At 71.4% G+C, this 24041-nt stretch carries 17 protein-coding genes and 1 pseudogene; 16 read left to right on the top strand and 2 right to left on the bottom strand.

The window, feature by feature from the left end; all coding sequences use genetic code 11:
• Positions 1-3 precede the first annotated feature (3 nt).
• From rodA to ACIA8D_RS10725, 3 genes are all read left to right on the top strand, one after another.
• Positions 4-1200, top strand: a complete 1197-nt coding sequence (gene rodA / locus ACIA8D_RS10735; RefSeq protein ID WP_399230732.1) for a rod shape-determining protein RodA — start codon at positions 4-6, stop codon at positions 1198-1200.
• A 97-nt stretch (positions 1201-1297) separates the two neighbouring features.
• Entirely contained in the window at positions 1298-2818 is a 1521-nt protein-coding gene (locus tag ACIA8D_RS10730; protein WP_399230730.1) for a CHAD domain-containing protein, read from the top strand.
• Positions 2819-2859: 41 nt separating this feature from the next.
• Positions 2860-4803: a TIGR03960 family B12-binding radical SAM protein gene (locus ACIA8D_RS10725; protein WP_399230727.1), complete on the top strand. Its 1944-nt coding sequence runs from the start codon at positions 2860-2862 to the stop codon at positions 4801-4803.
• Between the two features lie 61 nt (positions 4804-4864).
• Here ACIA8D_RS10725 and ACIA8D_RS10720 read toward each other — a convergent pair whose 3' ends face one another.
• On the bottom strand, positions 4865-5449 hold the full coding sequence (locus ACIA8D_RS10720; RefSeq protein WP_399230724.1) for a TerD family protein: 585 nt from the start codon (positions 5447-5449) through the stop codon (positions 4865-4867).
• 124 nt (positions 5450-5573) lie between these two features.
• Here ACIA8D_RS10720 and ACIA8D_RS10715 point away from each other — a divergent pair, with 124 nt between their 5' ends.
• The 8 genes and pseudogenes from ACIA8D_RS10715 (at position 5574) to obgE (ending at position 15375) form a co-directional block, all read left to right on the top strand.
• A complete protein-coding gene (locus ACIA8D_RS10715) occupies positions 5574-6380 on the top strand; it encodes a hypothetical protein (protein WP_399230723.1) in 807 nt (268 codons plus the stop codon).
• A 46-nt stretch (positions 6381-6426) separates the two neighbouring features.
• A complete protein-coding gene (locus tag ACIA8D_RS10710; protein ID WP_399230722.1) occupies positions 6427-7230 on the top strand; it encodes a TIGR03936 family radical SAM-associated protein in 804 nt (267 codons plus the stop codon).
• Positions 7231-7478: 248 nt separating this feature from the next.
• A complete protein-coding gene (locus ACIA8D_RS10705) occupies positions 7479-11477 on the top strand; it encodes a ribonuclease E/G (RefSeq protein ID WP_399230721.1) in 3999 nt (1332 codons plus the stop codon).
• Between the two features lie 98 nt (positions 11478-11575).
• Positions 11576-12307 (top strand): annotated as a pseudogene (locus tag ACIA8D_RS10700) (phospholipase D-like domain-containing protein); the annotation flags it as partial.
• Between the two features lie 373 nt (positions 12308-12680).
• Entirely contained in the window at positions 12681-13013 is a 333-nt protein-coding gene (locus ACIA8D_RS10695) for a phospholipase D-like domain-containing protein (RefSeq protein ID WP_399231056.1), read from the top strand.
• A gap of 196 nt (positions 13014-13209) precedes the next feature.
• On the top strand, positions 13210-13530 hold the full coding sequence (gene rplU, locus ACIA8D_RS10690) for a 50S ribosomal protein L21 (protein ID WP_326024203.1): 321 nt from the start codon (positions 13210-13212) through the stop codon (positions 13528-13530).
• Between the two features lie 14 nt (positions 13531-13544).
• Positions 13545-13799: a 50S ribosomal protein L27 gene (rpmA, locus tag ACIA8D_RS10685; protein ID WP_266719696.1), complete on the top strand. Its 255-nt coding sequence runs from the start codon at positions 13545-13547 to the stop codon at positions 13797-13799.
• 127 nt (positions 13800-13926) lie between these two features.
• The gene (gene obgE, locus ACIA8D_RS10680) at positions 13927-15375 is read left to right on the top strand and encodes a GTPase ObgE (RefSeq protein WP_399230719.1); all 1449 of its coding nucleotides are present in this window, start codon (positions 13927-13929) and stop codon (positions 15373-15375) included.
• 1229 nt (positions 15376-16604) lie between these two features.
• Here the strand turns inward: obgE and ACIA8D_RS10675 are convergent.
• A complete protein-coding gene (locus ACIA8D_RS10675) occupies positions 16605-18686 on the bottom strand; it encodes a hypothetical protein (RefSeq protein WP_399230717.1) in 2082 nt (693 codons plus the stop codon).
• A gap of 307 nt (positions 18687-18993) precedes the next feature.
• Here ACIA8D_RS10675 and proB point away from each other — a divergent pair, with 307 nt between their 5' ends.
• The 5 genes from proB to ACIA8D_RS10650 all read left to right on the top strand — a co-directional run bounded on the left by proB (position 18994) and on the right by ACIA8D_RS10650 (position 24041).
• Positions 18994-20100: a glutamate 5-kinase gene (gene proB / locus ACIA8D_RS10670; protein ID WP_399231054.1), complete on the top strand. Its 1107-nt coding sequence runs from the start codon at positions 18994-18996 to the stop codon at positions 20098-20100.
• Positions 20101-20267: 167 nt separating this feature from the next.
• Entirely contained in the window at positions 20268-20744 is a 477-nt protein-coding gene (locus tag ACIA8D_RS10665; RefSeq protein WP_399230715.1) for a hypothetical protein, read from the top strand.
• Positions 20745-20920: 176 nt separating this feature from the next.
• The gene (locus ACIA8D_RS10660; RefSeq protein ID WP_399230713.1) at positions 20921-22210 is read left to right on the top strand and encodes a glutamate-5-semialdehyde dehydrogenase; all 1290 of its coding nucleotides are present in this window, start codon (positions 20921-20923) and stop codon (positions 22208-22210) included.
• A gap of 49 nt (positions 22211-22259) precedes the next feature.
• A complete protein-coding gene (locus ACIA8D_RS10655; protein ID WP_399230711.1) occupies positions 22260-22841 on the top strand; it encodes a hypothetical protein in 582 nt (193 codons plus the stop codon).
• A 90-nt stretch (positions 22842-22931) separates the two neighbouring features.
• Entirely contained in the window at positions 22932-24041 is a 1110-nt protein-coding gene (locus ACIA8D_RS10650; RefSeq protein ID WP_399230710.1) for a hypothetical protein, read from the top strand.

The raw sequence follows: 24041 nt of genomic DNA, 5'->3' as shown, positions 1-24041 counted from the left end.
CCGGTGACCGGCAACGGCTTCTCCGTCTCCGGCTACGGGCCGCAGCGTTCCACCATGACGCGACTCATGGCCCGCGACTCGGTGGTGCGCAGGCTCGACTGGCCGATACTGCTCTCGGCGATCGCGCTGTCGTTCATCGGCGCCGCGCTCGTCTACTCGGCAACCCGCAACAGGACCGAGCTCAACCAGGGCGACCCGTACTACTTCCTGTTCCGGCACCTGCTGAACACCGGCATCGGCGTCGCGCTGATGGCGGGCACGGTCTGGCTCGGCCACCGGACGCTGCGCACGGCCGTGCCGATCCTCTACGGCATCTCCGTCTTCCTGGTCCTCCTCGTGCTCACCCCGCTCGGCGCGACCGTGAACGGGGCGCATGCCTGGATCGTGGTCGGCGGCGGATTCTCGCTCCAGCCCTCCGAGTTCGTGAAGATCACGATCATCCTGGGCATGGCGATGATCCTGGCGACCCGCGTCGACGCGGGGGACCGGGAGCACCCCGATCACCGCACGGTGCTTCAGGCCCTCGGGCTCGCCGCCGTCCCGATGCTGATCGTCATGCTGATGCCGGACCTCGGGTCCGTCATGGTGATGGTGATGATCGTGCTCGGCGTGCTGCTCGCGTCGGGCGCCTCGAACCGGTGGGTGCTCGGGCTGATCGGTGTCGGCGCGGCGGGCGCGGTGGCGGTCTGGAAGCTGGGCGTCCTGGACGACTACCAGATCGCCCGGTTCGCGGCCTTCGCCAACCCGGCGCTCGACCCGGCGGGCGTCGGCTACAACACCAACCAGGCGCGCATCGCGATCGGCTCGGGCGGCCTCTCCGGCGCGGGCCTCTTCCACGGCTCGCAGACCACCGGCCAGTTCGTGCCGGAGCAGCAGACCGACTTCGTGTTCACGGTGGCCGGCGAGGAGCTCGGCTTCCTGGGCGCGGGCCTGATCCTGCTGCTGCTCGGCGTCGTGCTGTGGCGGGCCTGCAAGATCGCGCGCGGTACGACCGAGCTGTACGGCACGATCGTCGCGGCGGGCATCATCGCCTGGTTCGCCTTCCAGGCCTTCGAGAACGTCGGCATGACCCTCGGCATCATGCCGGTGGCGGGCCTCCCCCTCCCGTTCGTCTCGTACGGCGGTTCGTCGATGTTCGCGGTGTGGGTGGCGGTCGGGCTACTGCAATCGATCAAGGTGCAACGACCGATGTCGGCGTGAGTCGGGCAAATCAAGCCCCGCCGGCGATTGAGGCGCGGGGTCCGGGGCGGAGCCCCGAGACCTTGGCCCCATCGCCGCAGACGCCTAAATTCAGGTTATGGCGGAGACAAAGCGCGAGATCGAGCGAAAGTACGACGCCCCGACCGACCACTTCCGGCTGCCCGACCTGCTCAAGGTCCCCGGCGTATCGGCCGTCATCGACAAGGGCGTCGTCGAACTCGACGCCGTCTACTACGACACCGAGGACCAGCGCCTCGCCACGGACCGGATCACCCTGCGCCGCCGCAGCGGCGGCGACGACGCGGGCTGGCACCTGAAACTGCCGGTCGCGCTGAGCGAGGGCGTCCGCGACGAGGTGCAGGCACCGCCCTCCGCCAATCTGCCGCGCGCCCTCGCGGGCCTCGTCCGCTCCCGGGTCCGCGGCGACGAGCTCGTCCCCGTCGTCCGGCTCCGCTCGTCGCGGGACGTGTCCCATCTGACCGGCGCCGACGGCACGCTCCTCGCCGAGGTGTGCGTCGACGCCGTCCGCGCCGAGCGGGCCGACGGGGAGCGCACCACCGCCTGGACCGAGATCGAGGTCGAACTGGCGGACGGTGCCGACCCGGACTTCCTCGGCAAGGTCGAGAAGCGCCTGCGCAAGGCCGGCGTCGAACGCTCCGGCTCCGCCTCCAAGCTGGCCCGCGCCCTGGAGGAGACCGGGGCCGCACGGCGTACGGAACACACGGCGTCCGACACGGGCGACACCGCGGGCGACCACGTCCTCGCCCATCTGCGCGCCCAGCGCGACGCCCTCGTCGAGCTCGACCCCGCCGTACGCCGCGACCTGCCGGACTCCGTGCACCAGATGCGGGTGGCCACCCGCCGGATGCGCAGCGCGTTCAAGACGTACAAGAAGGTGCTCGACCCGGCCGTCACCGAACCCGTCGGCGAGGAGCTGAAGTGGCTCGCCGGGGAGCTGGGCATCGACCGGGACCGCGAGGTGCTCACCGAACGGCTCACCGGCCGGCTGGACGCCGTGCCCCGCACCCTGCTGCTCGGCCCCGTCCGCGGCCGGCTGCGCATCTGGGCCGTCGCCCGCCGCCACGGCTCGCGCCGGCACACGGTCGCCGTGCTCGACGGCAAGCGCTACCTGGAGCTCCTGAAGGCCCTCGACGCGCTGCTCGCCGATCCGCCGCTGCGGGAGAAGGCGGCCGGGCGCCCCGCGGTCAAGGTCCTCGCCAAGGCCGCCCTCAAGGACCACGCCCGCCTCGCGACGCGCATCGAGCACGCCCTGTCGCTGCCCCCGGGCCACGACCGCGACGTCGCGATGCACGACGCCCGCAAGGCCGCCAAGCGCGCCCGGTACGCGGGCGAGGCCGCGACCCCCGTCCTCGGCAAGCAGGCCAAGCGGTTCGCCAAGCGGATGAAGGCGGTCCAGTCCGTGCTCGGCGACCACCAGGACAGCGTGGTCGCCCGCGAGGCCCTGCGCGACCTGGCGATCCAGGCGAACGCGGCGGGGGAGACCGCCTTCACCTGGGGCCTGCTGTACGGCCAGGAACAGGCGGCCGCGGCGGACCGGGAGCGGGAGCTGCCGGAGGTCTGGGGGCGGGCGGCGGAGGCGGACCTTTCGGCGGGTTAGGCTTGATGGTCACCCCTGTCAGCTCACGAAGGTCAACGGTTATGTCTGCCGAACCCGCCGCCTCGCCGGTGGAGTCTGTCTTTCCGCAGCTCGAAGCCTTGCTGCCGCATGTGCAGAAGCCGATCCAGTACGTCGGCGGTGAGCTGAACTCCACGGTCAAGCCGTGGGAGGAGTGCGACGTCCGCTGGGCGCTCATGTACCCGGACGCGTACGAGGTCGGTCTGCCCAACCAGGGCGTCATGATCCTCTACGAGGTGCTCAACGAGCGCCAGGGCGTCCTCGCGGAGCGCACCTACAGCGTCTGGCCGGACCTCGAGGAACTCATGCGCAAGCACGAGGTCCCGCAGTTCACGGTCGACAGCCACCGCCCGGTGAAGGCCTTCGACGTCTTCGGACTCAGCTTCTCCACCGAGCTCGGCTACACGAACATGCTGACCGCGCTCGACCTGGCCGGCATCCCGCTGGAGTCCAAGGACCGCACGGTGGAGGACCCGATCGTCCTCGCGGGCGGCCACGCGGCCTTCAACCCCGAGCCGATCGCCGACTTCATCGACGCGGCGATCATCGGCGACGGCGAGCAGGCCGTGCTCGACATGACCGAGATCATCCGCCAGTGGAAGGCCGAGGGCCGTCCCGGCGGACGCGAGGAGGTCCTGCTCCGCCTCGCGAAGACCGGCAGCGTCTACATTCCGGGCTTCTACGACGTCGAGTACCTGCCGGACGGCCGCATCGGCCGCGTCGTTCCCAACCGGAGCGGTGTGCCGTGGCGGGTGTCCAAGCACACCGTCATGGACCTCGACGAGTGGCCGTACCCGAAGCAGCCCCTCGTGCCGCTCGCGGAGACCGTCCACGAGCGGATGTCCGTGGAGATCTTCCGCGGCTGCACCCGCGGCTGCCGCTTCTGCCAGGCCGGCATGATCACGCGCCCCGTGCGGGAGCGAAGCATCACCGGCATCGGCGAGATGGTCGACAAGGGCCTCAAGGCGACCGGCTTCGAGGAGGTCGGCCTCCTCTCGCTGTCGAGCGCCGACCACTCCGAGATCGGCGAAGTGGCCAAGGGCCTGGCGGACCGGTACGAGGAGGACAAGATCGGTCTGTCCCTCCCGTCGACCCGCGTGGACGCCTTCAACATCGACCTCGCCAACGAGCTGACGCGCAACGGCCGCCGCTCGGGCCTCACCTTCGCCCCCGAGGGCGGCAGTGAGCGCATGCGCAAGGTCATCAACAAGATGGTCTCCGAAGAGGACCTGATCCGTACGGTCGCGACCGCGTACGGCAACGGCTGGCGCCAGGTGAAGCTGTACTTCATGCTCGGCCTGCCCACCGAGACCGATGAGGACGTCCTGCAGATCGCGGACATGGCGGCGAACGTGATCGCCAAGGGCCGCGAGGTCGCGGGCAACGACATCCGCTGCACGGTGTCGATCGGCGGATTCGTCCCGAAGCCGCACACCCCGTTCCAGTGGGCGCCGCAGCTCAGCTCCACGGAGACGGACGAGCGCCTGGCCAAGCTCCGCGACAAGATCCGCGGCGACAAGAAGTACGGCCGCTCCATCGGCTTCCGCTACCACGACGGCAAGCCCGGCATCGTCGAGGGCCTGCTCTCCCGCGGCGACCGCCGCATCGGCTCCGTCATCCGCGCCGTCTACGAGGACGGCGGCCGCTTCGACGGCTGGCGCGAGTACTTCAGCTACGACCGCTGGATGGCCTGCGCCGCCAAGACGCTGCCCGAGTACGGCGTGGACGTCGACTGGTACACGACGCGCGAGCGCACGTACGAGGAGGTCCTGCCCTGGGACCACCTGGACTCCGGTCTCGACAAGGACTGGCTCTGGGAGGACTGGCAGGACGCGCTCGACGAGACCGAGGTCGACGACTGCCGCTGGACCCCGTGCTTCGACTGCGGCGTCTGTCCGGCGATGGACACGAACATCCAGATCGGCCCGACGGGCAAGCAGCTGCTGCCGCTGACGGTCGTCAAGTAGGACGCGAGCACGAAGGGGCGGCCGGTTCTCCAACCGGCCGCCCCTTCATGCCACTTGGGCCCTACTTGCTGGCCGCGAAACGCATCAGTGCGTGCTCGTCGCCCTGCTTGATCTTGCCGGGCGTGTTGATCACTTCCAGCTTCCAGGAGCTGCCCACGCGCATGGCCTTGGCGACCGCGCAGCCGTTGTCATTGGTCATCAGGCTCGGCCAGATGTCGGCGACCTGCTGGGAGCTGCCGCCCGTCGCGTCGTAGACCTTGAAGCTGATGTTGCGGGCCTTCTGGAACGAGCTGCCCTTCTTGTACGCGGCCGCCACGAACACGATCGACGTGATCTGCTGCGGCAGCCGGGAGAACTCGACGGTGACCGTCTCGTCGTCGCCGTCGCCCTTGCCGGTCTGGTTGTCGCCGCTGTGGACGAGCGAGCCGTTGCCCATCGGGTCCAGCGAGTCGAGGCCCGCGAGGCGCACCGGATCAGCGCCCTGCATCGCGATGGCGATCAGGTCGAGGTCCGTGCCCTGCTTGCGGCGCAGCGCGCCGAGGACGCCCCCGCTGCTGCCGGCGGTGGGGTCCCAGGACACTCCGATGGACAGGTGGGTCACCCCGTCCAGGTCGGCGGGGCCGTCTTCCTTGGTGAGTGTGATCATGCGTGATTCCTCCCCCTAAAGGCACAACCGCGATATTGCGGACTGCCCCGAACATACGACGTACGAGCCCGAATCGGCCATGCAGGGGTGCATCCGAGACGGCACCCCGCGCGTCTGGAGAGACATGGACATGGAAAAGCGCCCCGACCCCGCCGCCGAGGGCTGCCTCGTGACCGCGATCCGGCTGCCGCTGCGGATCGTGATGGTCGTCGTCGTGGTGCCCCTGCGGCTCGTGTGGGACGCGCTCGTGGCGGTCGGCCGCTTCGTCGGCCGGTGGCTGCTGCTGCCGCTCGCGCGGGCGATCGGCTGGGTGCTGTACGGGCTGCTTGTGTGGCCGTGCCTGATGCTGTGGCGCTACGTGCTCGCACCCGTCGGGCGCGGACTCGCCTGGCTCGGCCGGGTGTTGCTGGTGGTCCCCGCGGTGTGGCTGTACGTCCATGTTCTCGCGCCCGTCGGAAGGGCGCTGCGGGACCACGTGTTGGTCCCGCTCGGCCATGGACTGGCCTGGCTGGTACGGGTGTTGGTCGGCGTGCCGCTGGTCGCCCTGTGGACGTACGTGCTCGCCCCGATCGGCCGCGCGCTCGGCGTGGTGCTGCGCGAGATCTGGGACGCGCTGTGCGTCGCGTGGCGGATCGCCGGGTACGTCTCCCGTGCCGTCGGCCGGGCGCTGCGGTGGCTGATCGTGGATCCGCTGCGCTGGGTGTACCGCACCGTGCTCACCCCGGTCGGGCACGTCGTGCGCGACTACGTGCTGCGACCCGTCGGGCGGGTGGCCGCGAGCGTGCGCGCCGCGGCGCGGCAGGCGCGGGCCGACGTGCGACGGCTGCTCTTCGGCCCGGCACCGGAACCGCGGGTCGCCGACCGGCGGGAACCGGGCGGCCCACAGGGACGTAGTCTTGGGAGCAGTACGACCGCACTCACGAAGGATTAGGACACTGGGCAAGCGACAGCCCGTAGGCCCGCCGCCCGCACCCGCGGTGCAGCGCATCCGACTGCGCTACACCAAGCGCGGCCGCCTCCGGTTCACCAGCCACCGTGACTTTCAGCGCGCCTTCGAGCGTGCGTTGCGCCGCGCCGAGGTACCCATGGCGTACTCGGCGGGGTTCACGCCGCACCCGAAGGTGTCCTACGCCAATGCCGCACCCACCGGCACGGGCAGTGAGGCCGAGTACCTGGAGATCGCGCTCACCGCGCCGCGCGATCCCGAGAAGCTCCGGCAGCTCCTCGACGAGTCGATGCCCACGGGCCTCGACATCGTGGACGCCGTCGAGGCCCGCACCTCGGGCCTCGCCGACCGGCTCACCGCCTCCGTGTGGGAGCTGCGGCTGGACGGCGTGAGCGTCGAGGAGGCCGAGCGCGCCGCGGAGGCGTTCCGCGCCGCGGAGACCGTCGAGGTACAGAGGAAGACAAAGAGCGGGATCCGGACGTTCGACGCCCGCGAGGCCGTCGTCAGCCTGGACGCGATCGAGGTCTCCGACGTTTCGGCTGGTCCGGCTGATAGGCCCAGCGACGCGCCCTGTGCGATACTGCGGCTGGTTGTTCGGCACGTGACGCCTGCCGTACGACCCGACGACGTCCTGTCCGGTCTCCGCGCCGTGGCCGACCTGGCGCCGCCGGTCCCCGCAGCGGTGACCAGGCTGGCGCAGGGGCTTTTCGACGAAGAGACAGGCACGGTGACCGACCCGCTCGCGCTCGACCGCGAGGCAGACCGGGCCGCCCCACAAAAGGCGGCCGCAGGCACTGCCACCGCGACGGCGCCTGCCGTGGAAGGTCCCGCGTAAGGCGGTCGTCGTAGCGCCGCCCTCGTACTCGGGAGCCATCTGGGTCGGGCAGCGCACCCACCCAAGGACTTTCGCCAGGCCGTACGTACATCGCGTACCGGAACCGGCGAGAACAGACAGAGAGCCTCCGTGCGGCGCCCGCGCCCCGGACCGGCGGCACCGCGCTCGACTCGATGCGCGTGAGCCGCAGACGTCACCGGTCACGGATCAGGCGCGGCGCCCGGAGGCCCGACGGGAGATCCACCCGCATGCCCGAGACCGAACCCACCAACCCTGAGCTGGACAGCCCCAGCGACACCCTGCCCCCGCGCCGTCGGCGCCGGGCCGCGTCGCGCCCCGCGGGCCCGCCGGTCGGAGCGACCGCCGCCGCCACCGAGGACGCCGCTGTGGCCATACCGGCCACCGCCACCCCGACTCCGGCCGCCGACGAGGCGCCCGTCGAGACCCCCGAGACTTCCCCGGCCGCCGAGGCCCCGGCGCCCGCCGCCCGCCCGCGCCGCCGCGCGACCCGACGCGCCTCCGCGCCCGCCGGTGCACCCGCCGAGCAGGCCGGGACGACGACCGTGACGGCGGAGCCCGCCGAGCCCGCCGCCGCGCCGGAGCCGGCCGCCGCCGAGGAGCCCGCGGCCCCGCGCCGCGGCCGTCGCCGCGCCACCCGCACCGTGTCGACCCCGGACACCCCGGCCGCCGAGGCCGCCCCCGCCGAGGAGCCGCACGCCGAGGCCGCGGCACCCGCCGCCGAGCCGGAGCCGGTCGCCGACGAGGGCTCGGCGCCGCGCCGCAACCGCCGCCGTGCCACCCGTGGCGCCGCCGCGCCGAGCGCGCCCGCCGGTCCCCCCGAGGTCTCCGACGCCATCGCCGCGGAGTCGACCGAGGCCGAGACCACGCCGAGCGCCGACAACGCCGAGAGCACCGAGGACGAGTCGCCGCGCCGCAGGCGCCGCGCCACCCGCAAGGCCGCCGGCGGCTTCGCCGAGCCGAAGGCCACCAAGGCCACGAAGTCCGCCAGGTCCGGATCGAAGCCGGCGCGGGCCGGCCGGGACGCGCAGGACGACGAGACGCGCCCGAAGCGCGCCTCCGTCGCCACGTTCCAGGCACCCGTCTTCACCGAGCCGATGTTCCAGACGCCGGAGCGGGCCGCCGCCGCTGCCGCGGCCGAGGCCGCTGTCGAGCAGCAGCCCGAGCCCGAGCCGACCCCCGCGGTCGTCGAGGAGGAGCTGGGGCCGCGCCGCAACCGCCGCCGCCGTCGCGCCTCCGACGAGCAGCCCGCCGCTGCCGAGGCGCCCAAGGAGGCCGAGGCCCCCGAGGCCGCCGCCGAGACCGAGGCCCAGGACCAGCGGGCCGAGGAGAATGGCGAGAACGACGAGCAGGACGAGCACGGGGACCGCCCGGCCCGCCGCCGTCGTCGTGGTGGCCGCCGCCGCCGTCGCGGCGAGCCCGGCGACGTCGACAACGACACCGAGAACGACACCGAGAACGAGAACGAGCACGAGTCCGGCGCCTCCGACGAGGACGCCGAGCCGGCCGCCGCGGAGGCGGACGACGACCGTGCCGACTCCGACGAGCAGCGCGACGAGGCCGGCGGTTCCGGCGGCTCCAGCAGCAGCCGTCGCCGTCGTCGTCGGCGCCGCCGCGCCGGGGACAGCTCCTCCGACGGCGAGCAGCCGACGGACGACCCGGAGCGCACGGTCGTCAAGGTCCGCGAGCCGCGCAAGAAGGAAGAGAAGGCCGAGCGCTCGACGTCCTCGGACGAGGTGCAGTCCATCAAGGGCTCCACGCGTCTGGAGGCCAAGAAGCAGCGCCGCCGCGAGGGCCGTGAGCAGGGTCGCCGCCGCGTCCCGATCATCACCGAGGCCGAGTTCCTGGCGCGCCGCGAGGCCGTCGAGCGTGTGATGGTGGTCCGCCAGCACGGCGAGCGCACCCAGATCGGCGTGCTCGAGGACGACATCCTCGTCGAGCACTACGTCAACAAGGAGCAGTCGACCTCGTACGTCGGCAACGTCTACCTGGGCAAGGTCCAGAACGTGCTGCCGTCGATGGAGGCCGCTTTCATCGACATCGGCAAGGGCCGCAACGCGGTCCTGTACGCCGGTGAGGTCAACTTCGAGGCGCTCGGCATGGCCAACGGGCCGCGCCGCATCGAGACCGCTCTCAAGTCCGGCCAGTCCGTGCTCGTGCAGGTCACCAAGGACCCGATCGGCCACAAGGGCGCCCGCCTGACCAGCCAGGTCTCGCTGCCCGGCCGCTACCTGGTCTACGTGCCCGAGGGCTCGATGACCGGCATCAGCCGCAAGCTGCCCGACACCGAGCGCGCGCGCCTGAAGACCATCCTCAAGAAGATCGTCCCCGAGGACGCGGGCGTCATCGTGCGCACCGCCGCCGAGGGCGCGAGCGAGGACGAGCTGCGCCGCGACGTCGAGCGTCTGCAGGCCCAGTGGGAGGACATCCAGAAGAAGTCCAAGCAGATCTCGACCTCGTCGCCGAGCCTGCTGTACGGCGAGCCGGACATGACCGTCCGCGTCGTGCGCGACATCTTCAACGAGGACTTCTCCAAGGTCATCGTCAGCGGTGACGAGGCGTGGGACACCATCCACGGCTACGTCAACCACGTGGCGCCCGACCTCTCCGACCGGCTGTCCAAGTGGACGTCCGAGGTCGACGTCTTCGCGACGTACCGGATCGACGAGCAGCTCGCCAAGGCGCTCGACCGCAAGGTGTGGCTGCCCTCGGGCGGCTCCCTGGTGATCGACAAGACCGAGGCCATGATCGTGGTCGACGTCAACACCGGTAAGTTCACCGGCCAGGGCGGCAACCTCGAAGAGACCGTGACCAGGAACAACCTGGAGGCGGCCGAGGAGATCGTGCGCCAGCTGCGGCTGCGCGACCTGGGCGGCATCGTCGTCATCGACTTCATCGACATGGTCCTGGAGTCCAACCGGGACCTGGTCCTGCGGCGCCTGCTCGAATGCCTGGGCAGGGACCGTACGAAGCACCAGGTCGCCGAGGTCACCTCGCTGGGCCTGGTCCAGATGACCCGCAAGCGCGTCGGCCAGGGCCTCCTGGAGTCCTTCTCCGAGACCTGCGTGCACTGCAACGGTCGTGGCGTCATCGTCCACATGGAGCAGCCCGCCTCCGGCGGTGGCGGCGGCAAGCGCAAGAAGCGCGGCCGCGGCGGCAACGGCGAGCACCAGCACGAGACGCACGAGACCCCGGCCGTGGAGCAGACCGCGACCGAGCCCGAGACGGAGACCGAGGCCGAGGTCGCCGCGGAGGCCGCGGCCCCCGCGGCGCTGCCCGAGCCGGAGTTCGTCCCGGACGAGGAGCTGTACTCCAGCGCCGCCGAAGCGGAGGCCGCTGCGGGCAGCCGCGGCCGCTCGCGCCGCCGTGCCACGCGCCGTGTGTCGGCCCCGGCCGGCGCCCCGGAGGCCGAGAAGCCGGCGCGGTCCGGCCGGAAGTCGAAGGCCGAGCGGGCCGCGGAGCGCAGGGCCGCCGAGGCCGAGGCTCCGGCGCCCGAGCCGGTCGTCGAGGAGCCGAAGGCCGTGGAGCCGGTCGAGGCCGTCGCGCCCGAGCCGGTGCAGGACGAGGCCCCCGCGCCGCGCCCGCGCCGCCGTGCCACGCGCAAGGCGACCGCTCCCGCCGGTTCCCCGAAGGCGTCGTCCGACGAGGCCGCCGCGGTGACCGTCACGGAGCCGGTCAAGGCCGAGCCCGTCCAGGAGCCGAAGGCCGCCGAGCCGGAGGAGCCGAAGGCGGAGGCGACCGAGGCCGCGGCCCCGGCCCGCCCGCGCCGTCGCGCCGTCCGCAAGGCGACCGCCCCGACCACCGCCGGTGACCCGACCGTCGTGGTCGTCCCGTCGGCCGCGGACGAGGCACCCGCCCAGGACGCCGCTCCGGAGCAGGCCGAGGAGGCGCCCGCCGCCAAGAAGGCCGCCCGCAAGACGGCCAAGAAGGCGACGGCGAAGAAGGCCGCCACCAAGAAGACGGCCGCCAAGAAGACCGCGACCGAGTCGGCTGCGACCGAGCCGGCCGCGGACGAGACGGCCGCGGACGAGGCGCCCGCCAAGAAGACGGCGGCCAAGAAGACCGCCGCCAAGAAGGCGACGGCCAAGAAGGCGACGGCGGCGAAGAAGACCGCCGCCAAGAAGACCGCCGCCAAGAAGACGACGGCCAAGAAGACGACCGCGAAGAAGACCGCGGCGGCCGAGCAGCAGTCGCTGCCGTCCGTCTCGGCCGCGGCCGACGAGGCCTGAGGCTCCGCCCGTACAGGGCAGCGACGCCCCCGCACAGCAGCGCTGTGCGGGGGCGTCGTCGTTCGCGGTGCACACGGGAGGCCGCGAACGACCACGTGATGTGCACCCCGTTTCTTGGATCACGGCCAACCGCCTGTAAAACTCATGCAGTCATACAAGTGAAGGACATGGGTGGGCGTTGGGGAGGCGCGTACTCGTGTCAGGGGAGGGAATGCGATGCGCACGTGCGTCTCAGAGGCACGGGCAGACACCGTGCCGAGAAGCCGGCCAAGGGCGGACGGCAGATGGTGGCCCTGGCCACTGTGCTGTCCGCGGCCGGGGTCCAGGCGGTGGCGGCCGGGGGAACCGCGCAGGCGGACGGGGCACGGACCTGGACCGAGGGGCCGATCTTCAACGATCCGCTGGGCACGCCCGAGCAGCAGTACGCCATCCGTACCCGGCTCGTCGAGCTGACCGACGCGGCGCTGCCCGGCTCGACCATCAAGGTCGCCGTCTTCCACGTGTGGGAGCAGACGATCGTCGACGCGTTGAAGCGGGCCAGGGACCGCGGCGTGCGCGTGCAGATCCTGCTCGACTCGACCAGCAAGACCGACCGGCCGGACAACACGGTCTACTCGCAGCTGGTCGCGCTCTTCGGCACCAGCCGCGCCAACCCGTCGTTCGTGCAGCTGTGCCCCACGAACAAGTCCTGCCTCGGCGACCCGAAGTTCGGGAAGTCGATCATGCACAACAAGTTCTGGCTGTTCTCGGCCGTCGAGGGCGCCACGAACGTCGTCGTGCAGACCACGGCGAACTCCACGCCGTCCGCGAGCACGAAGTTCTTCAACGACGCGCTCCAGCTGCCCAACAACAAGGTCCTGTACGGCGCCTACGCGGACTATTTCGACGACATGGCCGCCAAGGACTGGGCGAACTGGGACTACCGCACGGTCAGCAACGGCCGCTACAAGGCGTACTTCTTCCCGCGGGCCGGCACCACCAACTCCACGGACACCCTGCACTCGGTGCTCAACAACGTCTCGTGTACCTACAAGGACGCGGCGACCGGCGCCACGAAGCGGACGGTCGTGCGCGCCGCGATCTTCCAGATCACCCGGCAGGCCATCGCCGACAAGCTGGTCTCGCTGAAGAAGGCGGGCTGCACGGTCCAGATCGAGTACGCGACGTCCGACAGCGGCACCTGGAAGTCGATGCACACCACCGGTGCCCCGCCGGTGCGCCGCTACAACGACCCGCGGACCTCGCCGACGACGCCGTACATCATTCACACCAAGTACGTGGCGATCGACGGCGTGTACGACGGCGCGCAACAAGATCACGTTCACCGGCTCGCAGAACGCCTCGAACCCGGCGCTGCGCGAGAACGACGAGGCGTACGTCAAGATCGACGACGACTCCGTGCACGACACGTACCGCACGCACTTCGACAGGCTGTGGGGCGTCGCGTACCCGGGGACCTCGGACAACACGAACCTGTGCAAGGGCGTCAAGACGCTGCCGCAGGGCGGTGAGGTCAAGACCGTCAAGACCACGTGAGTCGGCCGGTCAGGGGGCCGGTTTGCCCTTACGTGGGGCGACCCGTAACCTTGACCGTCGGCGTGTCCATCGATGCGCCTCACTCCCGTAAACCTTTTTCCTCCCGGTTTTCGCCAGGCTTCCTCGTGAAATCCAGGAGAGGCCGCCTCGTGCGGCTGGACTGCGGGTGTTCCGTTCCGAGCGAAAAGAGAGATCCGTGTACGCCATCGTGCGCAGCGGTGGTCGTCAGCACAAGGTTGCTGTCGACGACATCGTTGAGGTTGACAAGCTTCCCACCGCCAAGGTTGGCGACACCGTAGAGCTCTCTACGCTGCTCGTTGTCGACGGCGACGCCGTGACCAGCGACCCGTGGGTGCTGGCCGGCATCAAGGTCCAGGCCGAGGTCGTGGACCACCACAAGGGCGCGAAGATCGACATCCTTCGCTACAAGAACAAGACCGGCTACCGCCGTCGCCAGGGTCACCGTCAGCAGTACACGGCGATCAAGGTCACCGGTATCCCCACGGCTGCGAAGTAAGGGACTGAGACAAGATGGCACACAAGAAGGGCGCATCGTCCACTCGGAACGGGCGCGATTCCAATGCTCAGCGGCTCGGCGTGAAGCGCTTCGGCGGTCAGGCCGTCAACGCCGGTGAGATCCTGGTCCGCCAGCGCGGCACCCACTTCCACCCGGGCAACGGCGTCGGCCGCGGCAAGGACGACACGCTGTTCGCCCTTGACGCCGGCGCGGTGGAGTTCGGTACCCACCGTGGCCGTAAGGTCGTGAACATCGTCCCGGTCGTCTGAAACGCCTGAGGGCTTTCTGACCAGGATTTTTTCGCGAGGCGGACCTCACTTCCCTTCTGGGGAAGCGGGTCCGCCTTTCGCGTGTTGAGCTGTAGACATTCCCGTACGTTTCTGGAGGCACTGACCAATGACCACCTTCGTGGACCGCGTCGAACTTCATGTCGCCGCGGGTAGCGGGGGCCACGGCTGTGCCTCCGTCCACCGGGAGAAGTTCAAGCCGCTCGGAGGCCCGGACGGCGGCAACGGCGGCCGTGGCGGGGACGTGATCCTGGTCGTCGACCAGGACGTCACGACGCTGCTCGACTACCACCACTCGCCGCACCGCAAGGCGACGAACGGCGCGCCCGGCGCGGGCGACAACCGCTCGGGCAAGGACGGCCAGGACCTCGTCCTGCCGGTGCCCGACGGCACGGTCGTCCTCGACAAGCAGGGGAATGTGCTCGCCGACCTCGTCGGCCAGGGCACCACGTACATCGCCGCGCAGGGCGGTCGCGGCGGCCTCGGCAACGCGGCTCTCGCCTCGGCCCGCCGCAAGGCGCCCGGCTTCGCGCTGCTCGGTGTGCCGGGCGACGAGGGCGACGTCCTCCTGGAGCTGAAGACCGTCGCGGACGTGGCGCTCGTCGGCTACCCGAGCGCAGGCAAGTCCTCGCTGATCTCGGTGCTCAGCGCCGCCAAGCCGAAGATCGCGGACTACCCGTTCACGACGCTGGTCCCGAACCTGGGCGTGGTGACGGCGGGAGCGACCGTCTACACGATCGCGGACGTGCCGGGGCTGATCCCCGGCGCCAGCCAGGGCAAGGGCCTCGGTCTGGAGTTCCTGCGGCACGTGGAGCGCTGCAGCGTCCTCGTGCACGTGCTCGACACGGCGACGCTGGAGTCCGACCGCGACCCGGTGTCCGACCTGGACGTCATCGAGGCGGAGCTCAAGGAGTACGGCGCGGGCCTCGAGAACCGGCCGCGCCTCGTGGTGTTGAACAAGATCGACGTGCCCGACGGCCAGGACCTCGCGGACATGGTGCGGCCCGACCTGGAGGAGCGCGGTTACCGCGTCTTCGAGGTCTCCGCCGTCGCCCACAAGGGCCTCAAGGAGCTGTCGTACGCGCTCGCCGAGCTGGTCGCCGAGGGGCGTGCCGCCAAGCCCAAGGACGAGGCGACCCGGATCGTCATCCGGCCCAAGGCCGTGGACGACGCGGGCTTCACCGTCAAGCGCGAGGACTCCGACGGTGAGCCGCTGTACCGCGTGCGCGGTGAGAAGCCGGAGCGCTGGGTGCGCCAGACCGACTTCAACAACGACGAGGCCGTCGGTTACCTCGCGGACCGGCTCAGCCGTCTCGGTGTCGAGGACGAGCTGATGAAGGCGGGCGCCAGGCACGGTGACGGTGTCGCGATCGGGCCCGAGGACAACGCGGTTGTCTTCGACTGGGAGCCGACGATGATGGCCGGGGCCGAGATGCTCGGTCGTCGTGGTGAGGACCACCGGATGGAGGCGCCGCGGCCGGCTGCGCAGCGTCGGCGCGATCGGCAGGCGGAGCGGGACGAGTCGCAGCAGGAGTTCGACGACTTCGAGCCCTTCTAGCCTTCCAGCCTCCGGCGACCGGGCGACCGGGTGAGCGGGTGACCGGGCCCTCCGGGTGAGTGGGTCGGCCGGGTGATCGGTTCGGCCGAGTGACCGGGCGGTCCGGGCGGGCCGCACCTTCGGGTGCGGCCCGCTTTGTCGTTGGGGCGGTGGGGGTGCGGGGTTGTGGGGGAGGCCGGGGCGTGGCGAGGGGATGGCCTGCTGGGCCGGGGGCGGGTGACGGGGGCGGCGGCCTGCCGGGGCGGGTGAGGACGGGGGCGCGATGGTCTGGTCGGCCGGGCCGGGGTGTGGCAGGCACGATGGCCTGCCTGGCCCGGGTGTGGCAGGCGTAACGGCTTGCCGGTTATCGCCGCCGCTTGTCTCCCACCCGCCCGCCCCCTCCGGGGGCTCCGGTCGTCCGGGCCCCGGCCACTCTCCCGGGGTCGGCGCCTGCCGTCCCTGTTGCGCGGCACCGGGGGCCGCCTTGCCCACCCTGCCGCCCCAGGCGGCGGATTGCCCAAGGTGGTGGCGGGTCGTCGTGGCGGGTGGGGAGTCGTCCCCAGGGCAGATTGCCCGAGGCGGGTGCGGTCGGCTGTCACCGGTGGGGAGCCGTGACGGCGGCAGGTTGTCCACGGTGCGGTGGGCCTTCGCGGGTGGGGAGCCGTGCTCACGGCAGGTTGGCCAACGTGGGTTCGGACCGCTGTCCGGGGAGGGGGCCTGGATGGTGGTCCGAGGCGGTGGCGGCTCGTCGCGGCCGGTTGGGAGCCGTGTCGGGGGCTGACTTCAGGGGGCGGAGCCGGGGCAGGCCCCGGGCGGGCCCAGGTGGTTGCGGTCGACCGTGACGTGGCGCTCAACCCCACGGGGCCTACGCCCCTGGAGGGGGCGGGTGGGTGGGAGATGGGCGGGGGAAAAGGCCATTGCCCCGGGGCCATTGCCTTGCGGCCCGAGGTTGCGCGGCTTCGCGGCCTCGCGGCCTCGCGGGGCGGCAAGCCGAGCCCCCCCCGTGACCTGGAGGGCACCTCAAGTCCCGCGGGCGGGTGGGCAATTCGAGCCCCTGCGGCGATTGAGCAGCGGGGGCCGGGGCGGAGCCCCGAGGCCGTAGCGCCGGTAGGCCGGGAGACCGGGAGGCCGCGGGGCCCCGAAGGCGTAACGCCGGTTCGGCGAGATCAGGCCGTCCGCGTACCCGTGGCCGGGACGCAGAAGGGCCCGGGAGGTGTGCTCCCGGGCCCCACGCACGTACGGGTCAGGCGTCACGCAGTGACCGTGTCCTCCGGCTCCGCCTCCGACACCTCCGCCACCTGCTCCTCGACGGAGTCCTCACGCGCGGCCGGCACCTCGTCCTCGCCCCGCGCCGCCATCCGCTCCCGCCGCTCGTCCGCCTTCGCGCACAGCGCCCGCACGGCCGCGTTGAAGCGGTCGATGGAGGGCGGGTCCGAGGGGCCGAGGAGGTGTTCCTTCAGGGCCACCCGCGCCTCGGCGTGCGTGTCCTCCGCCTCGCCGCGGACGACCGCGAGCAGTTCGGGGACCTCGGTCGCCTCGGGCGCGAGCACCGTCGCGGCACGCACGGTCGGGAAGCCGGTGCGGAACTCGTCCTCCGTGAGGCCGGACGTGTTGGCCACCGCGTACGGCTTCTCGCTGCTCAGCCAGTCGGAGACGACCGAGGAGACGTCGGAGATCAGGACGTCGGCCGCGTTGAAGCAGGTGAAGATCGCGGGCCGGGCCTGGGTGATGATCAGGTGCTCCCACTCGGGGAACGAGGCCCAGTACGCCTCCTCCCACGCCGCCGTCGCCTCGGCGACCGCGGCCGCCCGGTCCCCGTCGGGCTTGCCCTGGAGCAGCATCCGCTCCTGCTCGTCGGTGCCCTTGGGGAACTTGGTGGAGGTCAGCTCGTTCAGGGCCTCGAAGCGGCGCTCCAGCTCGACGGCGGCCTCGGGGCCCGGACGCGCGCCGGAGCGGCGCGTGTTGGCCTCCTGGATCATCGCCATGATGCGCATGTTGGCCTCACCGGCGGCGGGGACCTGCGAACCGGTCATCGGGTGCGGCTTGTACACGAGCCGGACCTTGGGGTCGTCGAGCAGCTGCCGGACGATGTTCTCGCCGGCGAGGATGACCGAGGTGTTGCCCGGGTTGCCGTCCCAGCCCTCCCAGGTGGGGGCGTACAGGACCGTCGTGTATTCGCCCGTGGCCGGGCCGGACGCCAGCTGGATGGGCGCCAGCTGCGGCCGCCCGACCTCCACGACGTCCTTGTCGTCGACGCCGACGTCGGCGAGCTGGTAGCGGTCGCGCGCCGCGGGACCGGCCACCCACACCTCGTCGTACGCCTTCGCGTACGGGTTGCAGGACGACAGCTTGTCGGACTCGCCGTGGTTGATGAAGGCGTGCTTGATCGTGGGGATGCGCAGGACCTGCGAGGTCTTCGCGGCGTTCGCCGGGTGCAGCAGCATCTTCAGCGTCGAGTTCTCCAGGGAGAACATCGTGGCCACCTTCGGGAAGCAGATGATCGGCACGTCGGTGGCGTCGATCTTGTTCACCATGAAGCGCTCGCGCAGCACGAGCAGCGGCTTGCCGTCGACGTCGGCGAGCGTGGAGAGCCACATGTTCGCCTGGTACGCGGACGTGGTGCCGCCGGAGAAGTACATGCCGACGGTCGGCTGGTAATCGGCCAGCCACGCGTCGAGCCACTCCATGACCTTGGCGTCGCTCACGGGACGCTTCTTCGGCAGCAGCCATGTGCCGAGGAAGACCGTGCCGACGAGGGAGAGGGCGATCGAGACGCCGATGCCGATGACGCCCCACACCGCGTTGGTCGTCGTGGCCGTGATCACCAGGCCGAGCGTGGAGGGGATCGCGAAGGTCAGCAGGCGGTGGGCCGCGCGCCGGGCGAGGAGGCGCGGCGGCGACTTGCACAGGTTCAGCGCGGACGCGTCGATGTTGCGCGTGACGATCGGCAGCGTGCGGGAGCGGCGCACCAGGACCGCGGCCGCCTGGCAGGCGAAGTGCAGCAGGTACATCGCCAGCACCATGACCAGCAGCGGAGCCTGCTCGTCGAGCGGGTTGATGCCGCTGATGCGCAGCAGGCCGACGAAGATCAGCATGTCGCGCAGCAGTTGCCGCACCGTCACGTCGAAGCGGATCTTGCCGAGCAGCGAGAGCAGCCCCGGCTGCTTGTACTGCAGGTAGGTGTCGAGGGCGAGTCCGGCCGCGCTCGCGGCGACGAAGACGGGTACGTACGGAACGAGCGCGCTGACGAGCTGGGCCACATAGAGCGCGAACATCGTGAACAGCGCGGAAAGCTGCACGAGGCGGCGCGAGGCACGTCCGGCGGAGGGCACGGGCTGGGCTCCTGGCAGGGGGTCTCGGAGGGCGGGGGGACCGTGGGGGAGGTCCACGTCGCGGAAATGCTGACCACTGACCGTATGACTTTCTGTGGCCCCCTAGCAATCCTCCAGGGCCGTAAGCAGCAGAAACACGGGCAAATGGCGTGAATGTGCGGGGACCAACTTCCCTTCTTGATTACCGGGCGTCCACGGCCCTGTCCGTACCTCGAAACCCAAGAGCGGCCGAAGGGGCAGGTCACGTACATTGCCAGGCATGTCAGGGGCAACAACTGGGGCAGCGTCGGGGACGTCACGGCAGGGCGTGGCGGACGCCCGCCGGATCGTCGTCAAGGTCGGATCGTCGTCACTCACCACGGCGGCGGGGGGCCTGGACGCGGACCGCGTCGACGCGCTCGTCGACGTGCTGGCCAAGCACCGCAGCGGCGGGGAGAAGGAGATCGTCCTCGTCTCCTCGGGCGCCATCGCCGCGGGACTCGCCCCGCTGGGCCTGACCCGCCGCCCCAAGGACCTCGCCCGCCAGCAGGCCGCGGCGAGCGTCGGCCAGGGCCTCCTGGTCGCCCGCTACACCGCCTCCTTCGCGCGCTACGGGGTCCGCGTCGGCCAGGTCCTGCTGACCAGCGACGACATGGCCCGCCGCGCCCACCACCGCAACGCCTCGCGCACCCTCGACCAGCTCCTGGCGATGGGCTCCTTCCCGATCGTCAACGAGAACGACACGGTGGCCACGGACGAGATCCGCTTCGGCGACAACGACCGGCTCGCGGCCCTCGTCGCCCATCTCGTCCACGCGGACCTCCTCGTCCTCCTCTCCGACGTCGACGGCCTGTACGACGGCGACCCCAGCAAGCCCGGCAGCTCCCGGATCGCCGAGGTGCGGGGCCCCGCCGACATAGCGCACGTCAAGATCGGCTCCGCCGGGAAGGCGGGCGTCGGCACCGGCGGCATGGTCACCAAGGTCGAGGCCGCCTCGATCGCCGCGGCCGCCGGCATCCCCGTGGTGCTGACCAGCGCCACCCACGCCTCCGACGCCCTCGCCGCCCGCGACACCGGCACGTACTTCCACCGCACCGGCCGCCGCAGCGCCGACCGCCTGCTGTGGCTCCAGCACGCGTCGACGCCGCAGGGCGCGATCACCCTCGACGACGGCGCCGTCCGGGCCGTGGTCGAGCGGCGCACATCGCTGCTGCCCGCCGGGATCGCGGCCGTGGAGGGCGAGTTCGGCGCGGGCGACCCGGTCGAGCTGCGCGACGAGCAGGGGCGCGCGGTTGCCCGCGGGCTCGTCAACTTCGACGCCAAGGAGATCCCGCAGCTGATCGGCCGCTCCACGCGCGAGCTGGCCCGCGAACTCGGTCCCGCCTACGAGCGGGAAGTCGTACACAGGGACGACCTGGTCATCCTCCAGGCTTGAAACGCCCCGCGCGCCTTCGAAATCCCCTGTGTGAAAGGCCGAAAGCCTGCCACCCGTGGGGGACCTTCCCCAAAACCGCCCCAAGAAGCTCCGTGTCCTGCTCAACTCTTGAGGCAGGGAGTTCATCCGGGGAAGGTCCGCACGACCATTGCGCAAAGGAGGCCGTCGTGAGACGAGCGCGCCCGGGGGCCGCGTCCAAGGGGCCCCGAGGGTCGGCGGAGCGGGCGCTGACGAGCGTGGCCGCGGGAGACGCGTACGACGAGGAGGTCGCGGGGGAGGCCACTGAGGGAAGCGCCGAGGAGGGCCCGCGTCTGTGGCACGTCACGCTCAGCGTCTCCGGCGCCGAGGCCCCGCTCGCGGAGGTGCGCCGCGGCCTCGAACAGCTCGCGCACGACCACCCCTTCCTGCTGACGAGCCGCTACGCGGTGGACCACGCCGAGATCCGCTACTGGGAAGAGGCCCGCGACCTGCACGACGCCGCCGCCGTGGCGCTGCGCCTGTGGGGCGAACACCGCCGCACGTCCCAGCTCCCGCCCTGGGAGATCGTCGGCCTGGAGGTCATCGACCGCCAGACCTACCACCACCGCATCGCAGAGGGCTACGGCCCTCTCCCAGCCACTCCAGTAGGCGTCCACCCCTTCTGAGCAAAGAGGCACGGGGCTGTGTCGATGTGCGGCTCCGCCGCGTGGGCGCGCAGCAGCACATGTGACCCTCCCGAGGCGGAAACCTCACCCCCTGTGGCCAAGGCCGCATTTCAGCCATGTCTCACCTCCCGAAACAACGGGTGGACCGCCCCCACACCCCCGATACCCTGCGGAGCATGACGTCGCTGCCGCTCAATCCGTACGACTCGATGACCCCGGTCACCCAGACCGCGTACCGCGCCCGGTCCGCGGCCCACGACCTCGCCGCCCTGCCGCGCGCCGAGAAGGACGACGCCCTCGGTGCCATGGCCGACGCGCTCGAAGTGCGTACGGCGGAGATCATCGAGGCCAACGCCAAGGACATCGCGCGGGCCCGCGAGGCGGGCACGTCCGAGGCCATCATCGACCGCCTCACGCTCACCGCGGAGCGGGTCCGCGCCATCGCCTCCGACGTGCGTGACGTCATCGCCCTGCCCGACCCCGTCGGCACGGTCGTGCGCGGCAACACCCTCCCGAACGGCATCGACCTGCGCCAGGTCCGCGTCCCCCTCGGCGTCGTCGGCATCATCTACGAGGCCCGCCCGAACGTCACGGTCGACGCCGCCGCCCTCTGCCTCAAGTCCGGCAACGCCGTGCTGCTGCGCGGCAGTTCCTCCGCGTACGAGTCGAACACCGCGCTCGTGCGCGTGCTGCGCGACGCCGTCGGTGGCGCGGGCCTGCCCGCCGACGCGATCCAGCTCGTCCCCGGCGAGTCCCGCGACTCGGTGACCGAGCTGATGCGCGCCCGCGGCCTGGTCGACGTGCTGATCCCGCGCGGCGGTGCCTCGCTCATCAAGAACGTCGTCGAGAACTCGACCGTCCCCGTCATCGAGACCGGCACCGGCAACTGCCACGTCTACGTGGACGCCGATGCCGACCTCGACATGGCGGTCGACATCCTCGTCAACTCCAAGGCGCACCGCGTCTCCGTGTGCAACGCGGCGGAGACCTTCCTCGTCCACAAGGACATCGCCGACGCGTTCGTGCCGCGCGCCCTGGACGCGCTCGCCGACGCGGGCGTCACCGTCCACGGCGACCAGCGGATCCTCGCGTACGCCCCACAGTCGAAGGCGGAGGTCGTCGAGGCGCACCACGACGACTGGGAGACCGAGTACCTCAGCCACGACATCGCGGCCTCGGTCGTCGACGACATGGACCGGGCGATCGAGCACATCCGCCTGTGGTCCTCCGGTCACACCGAGGCCATCGTCACCACCTCGCAGCAGGCGGCCCGCCGCTTCACGCAGCTCGTCGACTCCACGACCGTCGCCGTCAACGCTTCGACGCGGTTCACCGACGGCGGTCAGTTCGGCTTCGGCGCCGAGATCGGCATCTCCACGCAGAAGCTGCACGCCCGCGGCCCCATGGGCCTGCCCGAGCTGACGAGCACGAAGTACATCGTCACGGGCGACGGCCACACGCGATGAATTCCCCTACCGTCTGCCCAAATTGACCCCTTCGGTCTACGCTGGACGGGTGCCGGAGGACGTGGGGGGCTCGCCGTTCCCGGACGGCTGGGAGCCCGACGACGACCACGACCGCGGGGGCTGGGACGAAGAGTTCGCCTCCGTGGTCTTCGACGAGGACTTCATCAAGGCTGCCGAAGTCCATGAGCCCACCGCGGTCGAGCGGCTGCTCGCCGCCGCGCAGGCGCGCGCCGAGGCCCAGGAGGCCGAGACCCGCAGGGCCCGCATCCGGCCGGCGCCCGACGACGAGTTCTACGACGAGGCGGACGGCTACGGCCGCGCCGACGACGGCGAATTCGGCTGTTACGGGGACGAGTCGGACGAACTGTACGAGGGGGAGCTCGACCGCGAGAGCCGGCCCGCCGGTGGCATCCGCTGGCGCAGGCCCGTCGCCTGGGCGCTCGCCCTGCTGATGGGCATCGGCATGGTCGCCCTCGCCTTCACGGCCGTCTACCGGGGCGCGTCGTCCGGCAGCCAGGACGAGGTCCCGCCACCCGCGACGACCGAGCTCGAGAAGAACGTTCCGGGCTCCCCCTCCGCCTCCGCGGACTACTCCCAGCCTGCGGTCTCGGCGGTCCCGCGGACCCCGTGAAGGGGTGCGAAGGGCGCCCGCGCGGGGGCCCGGGAAGGTTGACGTGCACCGGGGCGTTTACCTGGCGACCCGGAGACCTACCCTGAAGGTATGAGCGGGCCAGGAGACCCACCGGAGGGGACGCCGGACAGCGGTCCCGGTGGTGGTGGCAGCGAGGAAGAGTACCGATCCGTCGTGTTCGACGAATCGTTCGTCAAGGCTGCCCGGCTTCAGGAGTTCTCCGCGCAGGAGCGCATCGCGGACCACTCGCCGGCCGTGCGCCGCCTGCCCGTGCTGCGCCGGGGCCTCACCCGGCAGGCCGTCATCCTCGTCGTCCTGATCGTGATCGCCTTCGGCACCGCGGTCTACATGGGCGTACGCAGCCCATACCGGACGACGCCGATGGCCCGGAACACCGAACCGCTGCGCATGACCGTCATACCCCTCGCCCCGACGGGCCGCGTCCCCGGCGCCGAGTCCGTGAACGAGCTGTACGAGCACAGCCCCGCCGCCCGCTTCGAGCGCGCCGCCCGCGCCATCGACCTCCCCCAGGACCCCAAAGCCACCGCGCACTTCTCCGACAGCCAGGTCGTCACCGCGCTGACCACGGCCAAGGACTACCTCGTCGACTCCTCGCTCGACCCCGACGTACTGACGCGCGGCGCCGTGCGCCCGGTGCGGATGCTGATCGACCCGCAGCAGCTCCCGCAGTTCGACCAGAGCGTCAACAGGCCGGTCACCGACGGGCGGCACGCTGCCACCGGCTGGCTCGTCCGCTTCGACCCCTCGCAGGCCGCCCTCGCCGATTCCCGCATCCGGGTGCGCGGCGCGCTGCACGTCGCCGAGACCGACGCGAACACCCTCGAAGTGACCTCGGACCACACCTTCGTCTACGCGCTGCGCCCCGCCGACAAGGCGGACGAGAAGGCGAAGGCGGCCGACGGCCACAAGAAGCCCAAGGCGTCCCTGTTCACCGTCCGCCGCTCGATGCACTTCCGCTTCGACCGCCAGGACCTGCGCAACCACCAGACCGAGCTGCTGGTCTCGTACGTCCAGGCGGGCCCGCTCGCCTGCTCGTCCGACTCCGCCGGGTATCTGCATCCGCTGCTCGCGGGCCAGAGCGCGAAGAAGGGCGGACCGGCCGGTACCGACCCGTACGCGACGGACAGTGCGACCGCGCTGTGCGGCGCGCTCGCGCCGGGCGCCCAGCCGAAGGTGTAG

Source organism: Streptomyces sp. NPDC051684 (assembly GCF_044453445.1).
GTDB lineage: Bacteria > Actinomycetota > Actinomycetes > Streptomycetales > Streptomycetaceae > Streptomyces.
The sequence above is the reverse complement of the archived record's forward strand: the minus strand, read 5'-3'. Positions and strand labels throughout refer to the sequence as shown.